Raw genomic sequence first — 13,313 nt, 5'->3', positions numbered from 1 at the left:
ACCGGCACCTTTTTTATGGACTTATCCCGACAAATGATGAAAACTTTGCTTACACCCTAGTGTCGGACCGGCTGGTTCGTGTCATAGCGGGCGGGCCGGTCCCGGAACCAGAAAGGGCCCACGCTGCCATGCGACCACGCACCCCCCTGCTCGCATTGCTCGTCAGCGCGCTGGCGTTACTCGCCGCACCCCTGCCCGTCTCAGCGACAGCAGCCGCCCCGGACGGCACGTACATCGTCCAGCTCAACCCCGCCACCCGCGCACTGCACGGCGCCGCCCAGAACCAGGTGGCCGACCTCGGCGGCGAGCTCGTCGGCGTGTACGAGCACGCGTTCAAGGGCTACACCGCCCGCCTGAGCGCGACCGCCGCCGAACAGCTCAAGCGCAACCCGAACGTCATCAGCGTGGAGCCCGACGCCGAAGTGCACGCCTTCGTCCAGACCGTGCCCACGGGCGTCAGGCGCGTCTTCGGCCCGGCCAACCCGAACCTGGACATCGACGGCACCGACGACGTCCGCATCGACGCGGACGTCGCCGTCGTGGACAGCGGCGTGGACAACACGCACCCCGACCTGAACGTGGTCGCCCGGGCCAACTGCGTGACCGGCGTCTGCGTCAACAACTCCGGCACCGACGACAACGGCCACGGCTCGCACGTCGCGGGCACCGTCGGCGCCCTCGACAACACCATCGGCCCGGTGGGCGTGGCGCCCGGCGCCCGCATCCACGGCGTGAAGGTGCTCAACGCGGCCGGCTCCGGCACCCTGTCCGGCATCGCCGCCGGCATCAACTGGGTGGTGGCGCGCGCCTCCACCATCGAGGTCATCAACCTCAGCCTCGGCTGCAACGGCTGCTCCAGCAGCGCGATCAGCACGGCGATCGCGAACGCGGTCAACGCCGGCATCGTGGTCGTGGTGGCGGCGGGCAACAGCCACACGAACACCTCCTCGTTCTTCCCCGCCAACCACCCCGACGTGGTCACCGTCTCCGCGCTGACCGACAACGACGGTTTGCCCGGCGGTTCCGGGGGCAGCACGCTCTCGTGCCGCAGCGAGACCGATCAGGACGACACCTCGGCGTTCTACTCCAACTACGGCTCCACGGTGGAGATCACGGCGCCGGGCACGTGCATCTACTCGACCTACCGCGCCGGCGGCTACGCCACGATCAGCGGCACCTCGATGGCCAGCCCGCACGTGGCGGGCGCGGCCGCCCTGCTCACCTCCGGCAGCCACAAGCCGACGACCAGGGCGGGCTCCCTGGCCGTGCGCGGCACGCTGATCTCGACCGGCAACGCCAACTGGACCGACGACTCGGGCGACGGCGTCAAGGAGCCGCTGCTCGACGTCCACGACGCCACGCGCTACCCGCCCGCGTGAGCTGATACCACCCCTGGAACGGGCGGTCCGCGGACCCCGCAGCGCCGCGGGCCGCCCCTCCTAACCGGCCGGCTCCCTCATGGGGTGTGCTCCGGGACGACGACGGGGACGATCTCCGGCGCGCCGAGCCTGATCGCGTCGGCCTCGTGGTCGGAGTCCTGCTCCTGCGAGCGGCGCTCGGCCTCCACGCGCTTCGTGTAGTACTCGACCTCCCTCTTGACCTGCTCGCCGTCCCAGTCGAGCGGCCCGGCCAGCAGCTCGGCGGACTCCTGCGCCACCGCCACCCCGCGGTGGAAGGTCTCGATGGAGATGCGCGTCCGCCGGGTCAGCACGTCGTTCAGGTGCCGGGCGCCCTCGTGGGTGGCGGCGTAGACGATCTCGGCTCGCAGGTAGTCGTCGGCCCCCGACAGGGGGCGGGCCAGCGACGCGTCCTGCTCGATCAGCTCCAGCACCTCGTCGATCAGCGAGCCGTAGCGCTGCAGCAGGTGCTCGATCCTGGCCACGTGCAGCCCGGACTCCTGGGCGATGCGGTACCGCGAGTTCCACAGCGCCTGGTATCCCTCGGCGCCCGCGAGCGGGATGCGGTCGGTGCACGAGCGGGGCACCCGCTGGTCCAGGCCGTGCGCCACGGCGTCCACCGCGTCCCTGGCCATGACCCGGTACGTCGTGTACTTCCCGCCGGCGATCATCACCAGCCCCGGCACGGGGTGGGCGACCACGTGCTCCCTGGACAGCTTGGACGTCTCGTCCGACTCGCCCGACAGCAGCGGCCGCAGCCCCGCGTACACGCCCTCGACGTCGTCGCGGGTCAGCGGCACCGACAGGACCGCGTTGACGTGGTCGAGCAGGTAGTCGATGTCGGTGCGGGAAGCGGCGGGGTGGCTCTTGTCGAGCGTCCATTCCGTGTCGGTGGTGCCGATGATCCAGTGGCGGCCCCAGGGGATCACGAACAGCACCGACTTCTCCGTACGCAGGATGATGCCGGTCAGCGAGTGGATGCGGTCGCGCGGGACGACGAGGTGGATGCCCTTGGAGGCGCGCACGTGGATCTGGCCGCGCCCACCCACCAGCTCCTGGATGTCGTCGGTCCAGACGCCGGTGGCGTTGACCACCTGCCGGGCGCGTACCTCGAAGTCCTCGCCGCACTCCAGGTCGCGCACCCGCACGCCGGTGACCCGCTCCCCCTCCCGCAGGAACCCCACCACCTGCGCCCTGGGCGCGATGTGCGCGCCGTACGTGGCCGCGGTGCGCAGCATGGTCATCACGTAGCGGGCGTCGTCGACCTGGGCGTCCCAGTACTGGACGGCGCCGGTGAAGGCGGTCTTCTTCAGCGCGGGCGCCAGCCGCAGCGCCCGTGACCTGGACAGGTGCCGGTGCCCCGGCACGCCGCGGGTCAGCCCGGTGGCGAAGCCCAGCGTGTCGTAGAGCGCCACGCCCGCGCCCACGTAGGGGCGCTCCCACCCGTAGTGGGTCATCGGGAACAGGAACGGCACCGGCCGCACCAGATGCGGCGCGAGGCGCTGCAGCAGCAGCGCCCGCTCCTGCAGCGCCTCGCGCACCAGCTCGAAGTTGAGCTGCTCCAGGTAGCGCAGGCCGCCGTGGATCAGCTTGGACGAGCGCGAGGACGTGCCCGAGGCGAAGTCGCGTGCCTCGACGAGGGCCACGTCGAGCCCGCGGGTCACCGCGTCGAGCGCGATGCCCGCCCCGACGACGCCGCCGCCGACCACGACCACGTCGAGCTCCTGGGACGCCATGCTCTCCAGCGCCTCCGCCCGCTCCGCGGGCCCGAGCCGGGCCGCGCTCCTTCCCGACGTCATAATTCCCCCTGGAACGCCTGTGGTCTGCGTTCCATACCTACCCTCGGACGTATCGCCCTGTAACGCCCTCAGGCACGTACGACCTTCACACCCGCGTCCGTGAGCTGCCCCGCCAGCCGATCCGAGAGCTGGGCGTCGGTGACCAGCGTGTCGATCTGGCCGATCGGGCAGATCCGGGAGAACGCCCGCTTGCCGATCTTGGAGGAGTCGGCCACCACCACGACCTGCGCCGCCCTGCTGATCAGCAGGTGGTTCACGCTGGCCTCGCCCTCGTGGTGGGCCGAGGCGCCCAGCTCGACCTCCAGCCCGTCCACGCCCAGGAACGCCACGTCCAGGGTCACCTGCTCCAGCACGCCGCCGGCCAGCGGCCCGATCAGCTCGTACGACTGCTGCCTGGCCACCCCGCCGGTGACCACGATCTTGACGTGCTGCCGGACGGTCAGCTCGGCCGCGATGTTCAGCGCGTTGGTGACGATCGTGAACCCGGCCTCCAGCGACGGCAGCGTCGCGAGGGTCCGGGCCAGCTCGGAGGTCGTGGTCCCGCCGTTGAGGCCGATCACGGCACCGGGCGTCACCAGCTCGGCCGCCGCCAGCGCGATGCGGTGCTTCTCGTCGGCGTTCCTGGCCGTCTTGTACCGCAGCGGCAGGTCGTAACTGACGCTCTGGGCCACCGCTCCGCCCCGCGTGCGCATGAGCATCTGCTGCTGGGCGAGCTGGTCGAAGTCCCGCCGGATCGTCGCGGTGGAGACGTCGAGCGCCTGGGCCGCCTCCTCCACCGACAGCCTGCCCTCCTGCGCCAGCAGCTCGAGGATGGCGTTCCAGCGGTCGTAGCGGGACACGGAGGCCTCCTGGGGCATGGGGAACAGGAGCAAGCGTGGCACAACCTGGAACGCGAGGGCTACCGGTGTTCATTTCTGCTCTGTCCTGATATAAAAAGCGCAGAAACAATCAACCATGGGGAGGCAAGTGGTGACCACCCACACCGAGGCCGAGATCGCGTCCCAGCCGTCCTGCTGGCGCCGCGCCGTCGCGAACGTCCCCGCCGACGCGCTGCCGCGCCGGGGCGAGCGGGTCGCCGTCGTCGGCTGCGGTACGTCGTGGTTCATCGCGATGGCGTACGCGGTGCTGCGCGAGCGGGCCGGGCACGGCGAGACCGACGCGTTCGCCGCCTCCGAGTTCCCGCAGGGTCGCCGCTACGACCGCGTGCTGGCGCTGTCGCGCTCGGGCACCACGACCGAGGTCCTCGACCTGCTGGCCAGGACGACGGGCAAGAGCGTCGCCATCACCGCCGACCCCGACACGCCGATCATGTCGGCCGCCGGCGAGGTCGTCGTGCTCGACTACGCCGACGAGAAGTCGGTCGTGCAGACCAGGTTCGCCACCACGCAGCTCGCCATGCTCCGCGCCTCCCTCGGCGAGGACCTCACCCAGGCGATCGCCGACGCCGAGGAGGCCGTGGCCGCGCCGCTGCCCGACACGCTGGTCCAGGCCGAGCAGTTCAGCTTCCTGGGCACCGGCTGGTCGGTCGGCCTGGCGCAGGAGGCGGCGCTGAAGATGCGCGAGGCGTCCCGCTCGTGGACGGAGGCCTACCCGGCGATGGAGTACCGGCACGGCCCGATCAGCATCGCCGCCCCCGGCCGCGTGACGTGGATGCTCGGCAGCGCCCCAGAAGGGCTGCGCGCGCAGGTCGAGGAGACCGGCGGCACGTTCTTCGAGACCTCGCTCGACCCCATGGCCGAGCTGATCCGCGCCCAGCGGGTCGCGGTGGCGCGGGCCTTCGCCCAGGGGCTGAACCCCGACGAGCCCATGCACCTCACGCGATCTGTGATCCTTTCTTCATGAGCCTTACTCTTGCCGACGCCAGGATCGTGACGCCGGAGGGCGTGCACGAGGGGTGGCTGACCATCGAAGACGGCCGCATCACGCACGTCGGCCACGGATCCGCCCCGGGTCCCGGCCTCAGCGTGGGCGGCCGGCACGTCGTGCCGGGGTTCGTGGACGTGCACAACCACGGCGGCGCGGGCGGCTCCTTCCCCACCGGCGACCTCGACCAGGCGCGCGAGGCCGTGGCGCTGCACCGCCGCCACGGCACCACGACCACGATGGCCAGCCTGGTCACCGACACGGTCGAGGGCCTGACCAGGGCGGCGTCGGCGCTGGCCGAACTGTGCGACGAGGGGCTGCTGGCCGGCATCCACTTCGAGGGCCCGTACATCGCCAGGTCCCGCTGCGGCGCCCACGACCCGACGCGGCTGCGCGAGCCCTCGCCGCAGGAGTTCGCGGGGCTGGTGAAGGCGGGGCGCGGGCACGTACGCATGCTGACCATCGCGCCCGAGCTGCCGGGCGCGCTCGACACGATCAGGATGGCCGTCGCGGAAGGCGTGCTCGCCGCCGTCGGCCACAGCGAGGCCGGCTACGAGCAGGCGATCGAGGGCATCGAGGCGGGCGCCACCGTGGCGACCCACCTGTTCAACGCGATGCCGCCGCTCGGCCACCGCGCGCCCGGGCCCGTGGCGGCGCTGCTGGACGACGAGCGGGTGACGGTCGAGCTGGTCAACGACGGGGTGCACGTGCACCCGGCCATGCTGCGCCTGGCGTACGAGGTGGCCGGGCCCGGCAGGACCGCGCTGATCACCGACGCGATGTCGGCCACCGGCCTGGGCGACGGCGACTACGTGCTCGGCTCCATGGCGGTGCGGGTGGACGACGGCGTGGCCCGGCTGGTCGAGGGCGGCTCGATCGCGGGCTCCACGCTGACGATGGACGTGGCGTTCCGGCGCGGCGTCCAGGAGCTGGGCATGTCGCTGCCCGACGCCGTCCAGGTGACCTCGCTGACTCCCGCGCGGCTGCTCGGCCTGGCCGGCAGCATCGGCTCGATCGCCGTCGGCAAGGCGGCCGACCTGCTGGTGCTCTCCGATTCGCTGGAAGTGGACGGCGTGCTGAAGGACGGCGTCTGGATCACGGAGCCTTAATGATCATCACGGTGACGCTCAACCTCGCCCTCGACGTGACCTACCAGGTGCCCGGCGTCGACTGGGACGGGGTCAACCGGGTCAGCGCGGTGCACAGGCGCGCGGGCGGCAAGGGCGTCAACGTGGCCAGGGTGCTGGCCGCGCTCGGCCGGGACGTGCTCGTCACGGGCCTGGCCGGCGGGCCGACCGGCCGCGCGATCGAGGCCGACCTGCGCGCGGCCCGCCTGCCCAGCGCCCTGTACGGCATCGACGGCGACTCCCGCGCCACCCTCGCCGTCACCGACCCCGACCGCACGGCCCTGTTCAACGAGCCGGGCCCCGAGGTCACCCCCGACGAGCTGGCCGGCTTCGTCCGGCACTACAGCAGCCTCCTGGCGACCGCCGACGCGGTCGTGCTGTCCGGCAGCCTGCCGCGCGGCGTCCCCGCCGACACCTACGCCACGCTGGCGGCCATCGCGGCCGACCGGGGCGTGCCGTCCATCGTGGACGCCGACGGCGACCCCCTGCGCCACGCGCCCAAGGGCCGCCCCTCGATCCTCAAGCCCAACGCGGACGAGCTGGCCAGGGCCGTGCCCGGCGGCACCCCGGCCGAGGGCGCGCAGGCGCTGCGCGGCCAGGGCGCCGGGGCCGTGGTGGTGTCCATGGGCGCCGACGGGCTGATGGCCGTCACCGGGGAGGGCACGTTCGCGGCGCGGATGCCGTACACCGTGCGGGGCAACCCGACCGGCGCCGGCGACTCGCTGGTCGCCGGGCTGGCGCTGGGCCTGGTCGAGCCGGATCCGTGGCCCGACCGGCTCAGGCGGGCGGCCGCGCTCGGCGCGGCGGCCGTGGCCAGGCCCGTGGCCGGCGAGTTCGACCCCGACGTGTACGCCGACATCCACCCCCAGATCATCATCACGTAAGGAGCCTCGCCATGCCCCTCGCCCCCATCGGCGACATCGTCAGCCAGTCACCCGCAGGGGTGGGCGCGTTCAACGTGATCCAGCTGGAGCACGCCACCGCCATCGTGGCGGGCGCCGAGGCCCTGGGCCTGCCGGTCGTGCTGCAGATCAGCGAGAACTGCGTGCGCTACCACGGCGCGCTGGAGCCGATCGCGCTGGCCTCGCTGGCGGTCGCCAGGAAGGCGGAGGTGCCGGTCGCGGTCCACCTCGACCACGCCACCGACCGGGCGCTCGTCGAGGAGGCGGTGACGCTGGGCCTCGGCTCGGTGATGTACGACGCCTCGGCCCTGCCCGACGAGGAGAACGTCGCCGCCACGGCCGAGGTGGCCGCCTGGTGCCACGGGCGCGGCGTCTGGGTGGAGGCCGAGCTGGGCGAGGTCGGGGGCAAGGACGGCGTGCACGCGCCCGGCGCCCGCACCAAGCCGCACGAGGCGGTCGACTACGTGACCAGGACCGGCGTGGACGCGCTGGCCGTGGCCGTGGGCACCTCGCACGCCATGACCACCAAGGACGCCGTGCTGGACCTGGAGCTCATCGCCGAGCTGCGCGCGGCCGTGCCGGTGCCGCTGGTGCTGCACGGCTCCTCAGGGGTGCCCGACGACGTGCTGCGCGAGGCCGTACGGCAGGGCATGAAGAAGATCAACATCGCGACCCACCTGAACAAGGCGTTCACCGGCGCCGTACGCGACTACCTGGTCCACGACGAGCGGGTCGTCGACTCGCGCAAGTACCTCAAGGCCGGCCGCGACGCGGTGGCCCGCGAGGTCAGCCACCTCCTGGGCGTCCTCACGGGCTGAGCTGTTTGCGCATGAGGACGGCCGAGCGGCCCTCGATGCCCTGGCGGCCGGTCTCGCGATAGCCGAGCGACTCGTACAGGGCGATGTTGGCGGCCATCCTGACGTTGGTGCACAGGCGCAGCGCGGGCAGCCCCAGCCTGCGCGCCTCCCGCTCGGCGTGGGCCATCAGCGCCCGCCCGATGCCCCTGCCGTGCAGCTCGGGACGTACGGCCACGTTGTCCACCAGCAGCACGCCCTCCTCCGGCACCAGCACGATGAGCCCTTCCAGCCCGTCGGTGACGTGCACCCGCCCGTCGGCGATGAGCGCCGCGTAGTCGGACTCCAGCGGCAGCGGCGGCATGCCGATGACCTCGATCCACGGCGTGTAGGCGTCGTGGACGAGCTGTTCCACGGCGGCCCTGTCGCCCTCTTCCGCAAGTCTCATGCGCCCAATGTAGTCAGCACCCGCTCGACCTGCCGCTGGAAGGTCCCGGGCGGGTTGCGCGGGTGCTCGTGCGACAGCAGGAAGAACCAGACGAGCGCGTGCACCTTGCGGCACTCCTTGGTCCGCCGCTCCTCCTGCGGGCTCAGCTCGAACCTGCGCGCGATCTCCACCTCCCCGTCCACCCACATCGACACGTGCTCGGCCAGCTCGGCCACCTCGAACGCGACGTCGCTGCGCCCGGAGTCCTCGAAGTCGACGATGCGCACGCGCGAGCCGTCCCACAGGAAGTTGGCCAGGTTCCCGTCCCCCGCGCCGAACACCTCCCGGACCCCGGCCTCGCCGGGCGACCAGCTCTCCAGCCAGCGCAGCCCCTCCTTGACGGCCCGGTCGGCCAGCGGCTCCCTGGGCTGCCAGGCGGCGCAGCGCATCCTGACCCAGTCGACGAGCGCCTCGCGCTGCCAGGGGCGTACGGGCAGGCCGCGCAGCACGTCGCCCGGCACGGCGGCGTGCAGCTCCGCCAGCGCCCCGGCCATGGCCGACACGTGCCTGGCCCGCGCGAACAGCCCGCGCAGCGGCACGCCGGGGATCCTCGACATCGTCACCGCGCCGCCCTCGAACGCGATCGGCTCGGGCGCGAGCCCCGGCGCGTGCTCGGCCAGCAGGGTCAGCGCCCGCCACTCGCGCTCGGCCGCGCCCGGCTTGCTGTCCTGGTAGCGCTTGACGACGCGGTCGCCCTCGTACGTCAGCTCGTGCGTGTGCTGAAGATCAGCCATTCCCGCATGCTAGGGCAACGACCGCTCAACGGCGCTGGTCACGACACCCGTGGCAACGCCCACCGCCGCCGCCACACCCCCGCCTGGCGGATCAGGCCCGTCACAACCGGCCCCGCAGGAACTCCCGCTCCACCTCGTTGCCCGACCGCGCGATCGCCGCCTCGTACGCCTCCACGGCCTCCGCCTCGCGCCCCAGCCGCCGCAGCAGATCGGCCCGCACGGCGTGGAACAGGTGGTACTCGCCCGCCCCGATCCTCTCGACCACCCGCAACGCCGGCTCGGGCCCCTCCACCTCGGCCACGGCCACGGCCCGGTTCAGCGCCACCACGGGGGTCGGGGTGAGGGTCAGCAGCAGGTCGTACAGCTTGAGGATCTGCCCCCAGTCGGTCTCCGCCGCGCTCGCCGCGTCACCGTGCACCGCGTTGACGGCCGCCTGCACCTGGTACGGCCCCGGCTCGCCACGCCGCAGGCACCTCCGGACGAGCTCCTGCCCCTCCTCGACGAGCTCCCGGTCCCAGAGCGTCCTGTCCTGCTCGGCCAGCGGCACCAGCTCGCCGCCCGCCCCGGTGCGGGCCGCCCGCCGCGACTCGATGAGCAGCATGAGCGCGAGCAGCCCCATGACCTCGGGCTCGTCCGGCATCAGCGCGGCCAGCAGCCGCCCGAGCCTGATGGCCTCGGCACACAGCTCCTCGCGCACGAGCCGGTCGCCCGAGCTGGCCGTGTACCCCTCGTTGAAGATCAGATACACCACCGCCAGCACCGCCCGCAGCCGGGCGGGCAGGTCGGCCTCCTCCGGGATCCGGTACGGGATGCGCGCGTCCCGGATCTTGCCCTTGGCCCTGACCAGCCGCTGGGCCATGGTGGCCTCGGGCACGAGGAAGGCCCGGGCCGTCTCCGCCGTCGTGAGCCCGCCCAGCAGCCGCAGGGTGAGCGCCACCTGGGCGTGCGTGGCCAGCGCCGGATGGCAGCAGGTGAAGATCAGCCGGAGCCGGTCGTCGCGCACGGGCCCCTCGTCCACGTGCTCGGCGGGGGCGTGCAGCAGCGCGGCCTGGGCGTGCTTGTCGTGCCGCGCCGACTCCCTGCGCAGGCGGTCGATGGCCCGGTTGCGCGCGGTGGTGATGATCCATCCGGCGGGGCTCGGCGGCGGGCCGGCCTGCGGCCAGTGGCGCAGCGCCACGGTGAAGGCCTCCTGCACCGCCTCCTCGGCCAGGTCGATGTCGCCGAAGACGCGCACGAGCACCGAGACCGCCCTGCCGTACTCCTCGCGGAAGACCCGCTCGACCTCGGACACCCCTAGAACCCGGAGCCCGCCCTGCGCCGCGCACTGGAGAGATGGCGCTGGAGCGCCGCCACCTGCTGCTCGAGCCGGGCGATCCTGTCCTCAACCGATTCCATGGCAGGAACCCTACGTCGCGGCCGCCACCCGCGCAGAACGGGCGGCGGCCACCCGGAGGTCAGCGCTGGATCGGCGCCACCACGACCTCGACCCGCTGGAACTCCTTGATGTCGGAGTAACCGGTCGAGGCCATGGTCCGCTTCAGCGCGCCCATCAGGTTCATCGACCCGTCGGCCACGCTCGACGGCCCGTGCAGGATCTGCTCCAGCGTCCCCACCGTGCCGAACGCGACCCGCCGCCCGCGCGGCAGGTCGGGGTGGTGCGCCTCGGAGCCCCAGTGGAACCCGTGCCCGGGAGCCTCCACCGCGCGCGCCAGCGGCGAGCCCACCATTACGGCGTCGGCGCCGCAGGCGATGGCCTTGGCGATGTCGCCGGAGGTGCCCATGCCGCCGTCGGCGATCACGTGCACGTAGCGGCCGCCGGACTCGTCGAGGTAGTCGCGCCGCGCCGCCGCCACGTCGGAGATCGCGGTGGCCATCGGCACGGCCACGCCCAGCACATTGCGGGTGGTGTGCGACGCGCCGCCGCCGAAGCCCACCAGCACGCCGGCCGCGCCGGTGCGCATCAGGTGCAGCGCGGCGGTGTAGGTGGCGCAGCCGCCCACGATGACCGGCACGTCCAGCTCGTAGATGAACTGCTTGAGGTTGAGCGGCTCGGCCCGCCCCGACACGTGCTCGGCCGAGACCGTGGTGCCGCGGATGACGAAGATGTCGACACCCGCGTCGATCACGGTCTTGTGGTACTGAACCGTGCGCTGCGGCGACAGCCGGACGGCGGTGGTCACCCCGGAGGCGCGGATCTCCTCGATCCTGCGGCCGATCAGCTCTTCCTTGATCGGCGCGGCGTAGATCTCCTGCAGCCGCTTGGTGGCCGCCTCCTGGTCGAGGGCGGCGCACTCCTCCAGCAGCGGCAGCGGCTCCTCGTAACGCGTCCACAACCCTTCGAGGTCGAGCGGCGCCAGGCCGCCGAGCCGCCCGATCTCGATGGCGGTGGCCGGCGAGACCACGCTGTCCATGGGAGCGACGACCACGGGCAGCTCGAACCGGTAGGCGTCGATCTGCCAGGCGATCGAGACCTCCTCCGGGTCACGGGTGCGCCGCGAGGGCACCAGGCCGATCTCGTCAAGCGAGTACGCCCGCCGCCCGGTCTTACCCCGGCCGATCTCCACCTGCTGAGTCATGAACTTACCTTCTGTGATAGTTCGGAGCTTCCACGGTCATCTGGATGTCGTGGGGATGGCTCTCCTTGAGGCCCGCCGCCGTGATCGGCATGAGCTCGCAGTCGGTGTGCATCTGCTCGATCGTGCGGCAGCCCGCGTACCACATGCCCTGGCGCAGCCCGCCGACGAGCTGGTGGGCGACGGCCGCGACCGGGCCGCGGTAGGGGACCTGGCCCTCGATGCCCTCGGGGATGTACTTGTCCTCGCCGCCGACGTCGGCCTGCGCGTAGCGGTCCTTGCTGAAGGAGGTGCCGCCGCGCTCGCGGTTGCGCACGGCTCCGAGCGAGCCCATCCCCCGGTACGACTTGAACTGCTTGCCGTTGATGAAGATCAGCTCACCGGGCGACTCCTCGCACCCGGCGAGCAGCGAGCCCAGCATGACCGTGTCGGCCCCGGCGGCGATGGCCTTGACGATGTCGCCGGAGTACTGCAGGCCGCCGTCGCCGATCACCGGCACCCCGGCGGGCGCGCACGCCTTGGACGCCTCGTGAATGGCCGTGACCTGCGGCGCGCCGACCCCGGCCACGACGCGGGTGGTGCAGATGGAGCCGGGGCCCACGCCCACCTTGACGGCGTCGGCGCCGGCGTCGACCAGCATCTGGGCGCCGGCCCTGGTCGCGATGTTGCCGCCGATGACCTCGACCTTGCTGTTGGCCTTGACCTTGGCGATCATCTCGGCCAGCCCCTTGGAGTGACCGTGGGCCACGTCCACGACCACGACGTCCACGCCGGCCTCGATCAGGGCCTTGGCGCGCAGCTCGGCGTCGCCGCCGACCCCCACGGCCGCCCCGACGATCAGCCGCCCGTCGGCGTCCTTGGTGGACAGCGGGTACTGCTCGCTCTTGGTGAAGTCCTTGACCGTGATCAGGCCGCGCAGCCTGCCGTCGGCGTCCACCAGCGGCAGCTTCTCGATCTTGTTCTGCCGGAGCAGGGCGAACGCGTCGTCACGCGAGACCCCCACCGGTGCGGTGACGAGCGGCATCTTCGTCATGACCTCGCGGACCGGCCGCGTCTGGTCGGTCTCGAAGCGCATGTCACGGTTGGTCACGATGCCGACCAGCGTGCCCGACACGTCGGTCACGGGCACCCCGGAGATCCGGTACGTGGCGCACAGCCGCTCGACGTCGGCCAGCGTGTCGTCGGGGCTGCACGTCACCGGGTTGGTGACCATGCCGGCCTCGGACCGCTTGACCAGGTCGACCTGCTGGGCCTGCTCCTCCACCGACAGGTTGCGGTGCAGGATCCCGATGCCGCCCTGCCTGGCCATGGCGACCGCCATGCGGGCCTCGGTGACGGTGTCCATGGCCGCGGAGATCAGCGGGATGGACAGCGTGATGCCCTTGGACAGGCGAGATCGGGTGTCGGCCTCCCCTGGCTGCAGGTCCGAATATCCGGGCACCAGCAGCACGTCATCGAAGGTCAGACCCATCTCGGTGAACTTGGACATGCCGCGGCCCCCTCCTGCCTAGCGTTGATGTGCACCAAGTCTAGGCCCTGCCTCCAAAACGCACGGAAGCCGGGAGGACGAAGACCCCCACGATGGGTCGCGTTCGGCGACCCCTCTGCAGGCAACGGTCTCCCGCGCCTGCGGTCCT

Annotated in this window: 12 protein-coding genes; 5 read left to right on the top strand and 7 right to left on the bottom strand. The window is 72.3% G+C overall.

Features of this window, described 5'->3' with window-relative positions:
- Window positions 1–128: 128 nt before the first annotated feature.
- Window positions 129–1,379 (top strand): S8 family peptidase, encoded by a 1,251-nt coding sequence (locus ACBJ32_RS52100; protein ID WP_375133214.1) that lies wholly within the window; start codon window positions 129–131, stop codon window positions 1,377–1,379.
- Between the two features lie 77 nt (window positions 1,380–1,456).
- On the opposite strand, the gene ACBJ32_RS52095 is transcribed toward ACBJ32_RS52100, so the two are convergent.
- Entirely contained in the window at window positions 1,457–3,196 is a 1,740-nt protein-coding gene (locus ACBJ32_RS52095; RefSeq protein ID WP_357886318.1) for a glycerol-3-phosphate dehydrogenase/oxidase, read from the bottom strand.
- A gap of 68 nt (window positions 3,197–3,264) precedes the next feature.
- A complete protein-coding gene (locus tag ACBJ32_RS52090; RefSeq protein ID WP_375133213.1) occupies window positions 3,265–4,035 on the bottom strand; it encodes a DeoR/GlpR family DNA-binding transcription regulator in 771 nt (256 codons plus the stop codon).
- Between the two features lie 130 nt (window positions 4,036–4,165).
- Between ACBJ32_RS52090 and ACBJ32_RS52085 the strand changes: the two genes are divergently transcribed.
- Genes ACBJ32_RS52085 through ACBJ32_RS52070 form a run of 4 tightly spaced genes read left to right on the top strand, consistent with a single transcriptional unit; the run spans window position 4,166 to window position 7,906 of the window.
- On the top strand, window positions 4,166–5,038 hold the full coding sequence (locus tag ACBJ32_RS52085; RefSeq protein ID WP_375133212.1) for an SIS domain-containing protein: 873 nt from the start codon (window positions 4,166–4,168) through the stop codon (window positions 5,036–5,038).
- Window positions 5,035–6,168, top strand: coding sequence for an N-acetylglucosamine-6-phosphate deacetylase (gene nagA / locus ACBJ32_RS52080; RefSeq protein ID WP_375133211.1), 1,134 nt, complete (start codon window positions 5,035–5,037; stop codon window positions 6,166–6,168). Before ACBJ32_RS52085 ends, nagA begins: the two co-directional genes overlap by 4 nt.
- Window positions 6,168–7,070, top strand: coding sequence for a 1-phosphofructokinase family hexose kinase (locus ACBJ32_RS52075; RefSeq protein WP_375133210.1), 903 nt, complete (start codon window positions 6,168–6,170; stop codon window positions 7,068–7,070). Before nagA ends, ACBJ32_RS52075 begins: the two co-directional genes overlap by 1 nt.
- Before the next feature lie 11 nt (window positions 7,071–7,081).
- Window positions 7,082–7,906 (top strand): ketose-bisphosphate aldolase, encoded by an 825-nt coding sequence (locus tag ACBJ32_RS52070; RefSeq protein ID WP_375133209.1) that lies wholly within the window; start codon window positions 7,082–7,084, stop codon window positions 7,904–7,906.
- On the opposite strand, the gene ACBJ32_RS52065 is transcribed toward ACBJ32_RS52070, so the two are convergent.
- The 5 genes from ACBJ32_RS52065 to guaB all read right to left on the bottom strand — a co-directional run bounded on the left by ACBJ32_RS52065 (window position 7,896) and on the right by guaB (window position 13,165).
- The gene (locus ACBJ32_RS52065) at window positions 7,896–8,330 is read right to left on the bottom strand and encodes a GNAT family N-acetyltransferase (RefSeq protein WP_375133208.1); all 435 of its coding nucleotides are present in this window, start codon (window positions 8,328–8,330) and stop codon (window positions 7,896–7,898) included. The genes ACBJ32_RS52070 and ACBJ32_RS52065 overlap by 11 nt on opposite strands.
- Window positions 8,327–9,103 carry an aminoglycoside phosphotransferase family protein gene (locus ACBJ32_RS52060; RefSeq protein WP_357886304.1) on the bottom strand — a complete coding sequence of 259 codons (777 nt, stop codon included), beginning with the start codon at window positions 9,101–9,103 and terminating at the stop codon, window positions 8,327–8,329. Before ACBJ32_RS52060 ends, ACBJ32_RS52065 begins: the two co-directional genes overlap by 4 nt.
- Before the next feature lie 100 nt (window positions 9,104–9,203).
- Window positions 9,204–10,394, bottom strand: a complete 1,191-nt coding sequence (locus tag ACBJ32_RS52055; protein ID WP_375133207.1) for an RNA polymerase sigma factor — start codon at window positions 10,392–10,394, stop codon at window positions 9,204–9,206.
- A 163-nt stretch (window positions 10,395–10,557) separates the two neighbouring features.
- On the bottom strand, window positions 10,558–11,679 hold the full coding sequence (locus ACBJ32_RS52050) for a GuaB3 family IMP dehydrogenase-related protein (protein WP_357886300.1): 1,122 nt from the start codon (window positions 11,677–11,679) through the stop codon (window positions 10,558–10,560).
- Window positions 11,680–11,683: 4 nt separating this feature from the next.
- Window positions 11,684–13,165: an IMP dehydrogenase gene (guaB, locus tag ACBJ32_RS52045; protein WP_357886298.1), complete on the bottom strand. Its 1,482-nt coding sequence runs from the start codon at window positions 13,163–13,165 to the stop codon at window positions 11,684–11,686.
- Window positions 13,166–13,313: the final 148 nt, after the last annotated feature.

This window comes from Nonomuraea sp. GTA35 (assembly GCF_041950525.1).
Taxonomy (GTDB): domain Bacteria; phylum Actinomycetota; class Actinomycetes; order Streptosporangiales; family Streptosporangiaceae; genus Nonomuraea.
Note: the sequence above shows the minus strand (reverse complement) of the source record. Positions and strands in the feature narration are given on the sequence as shown.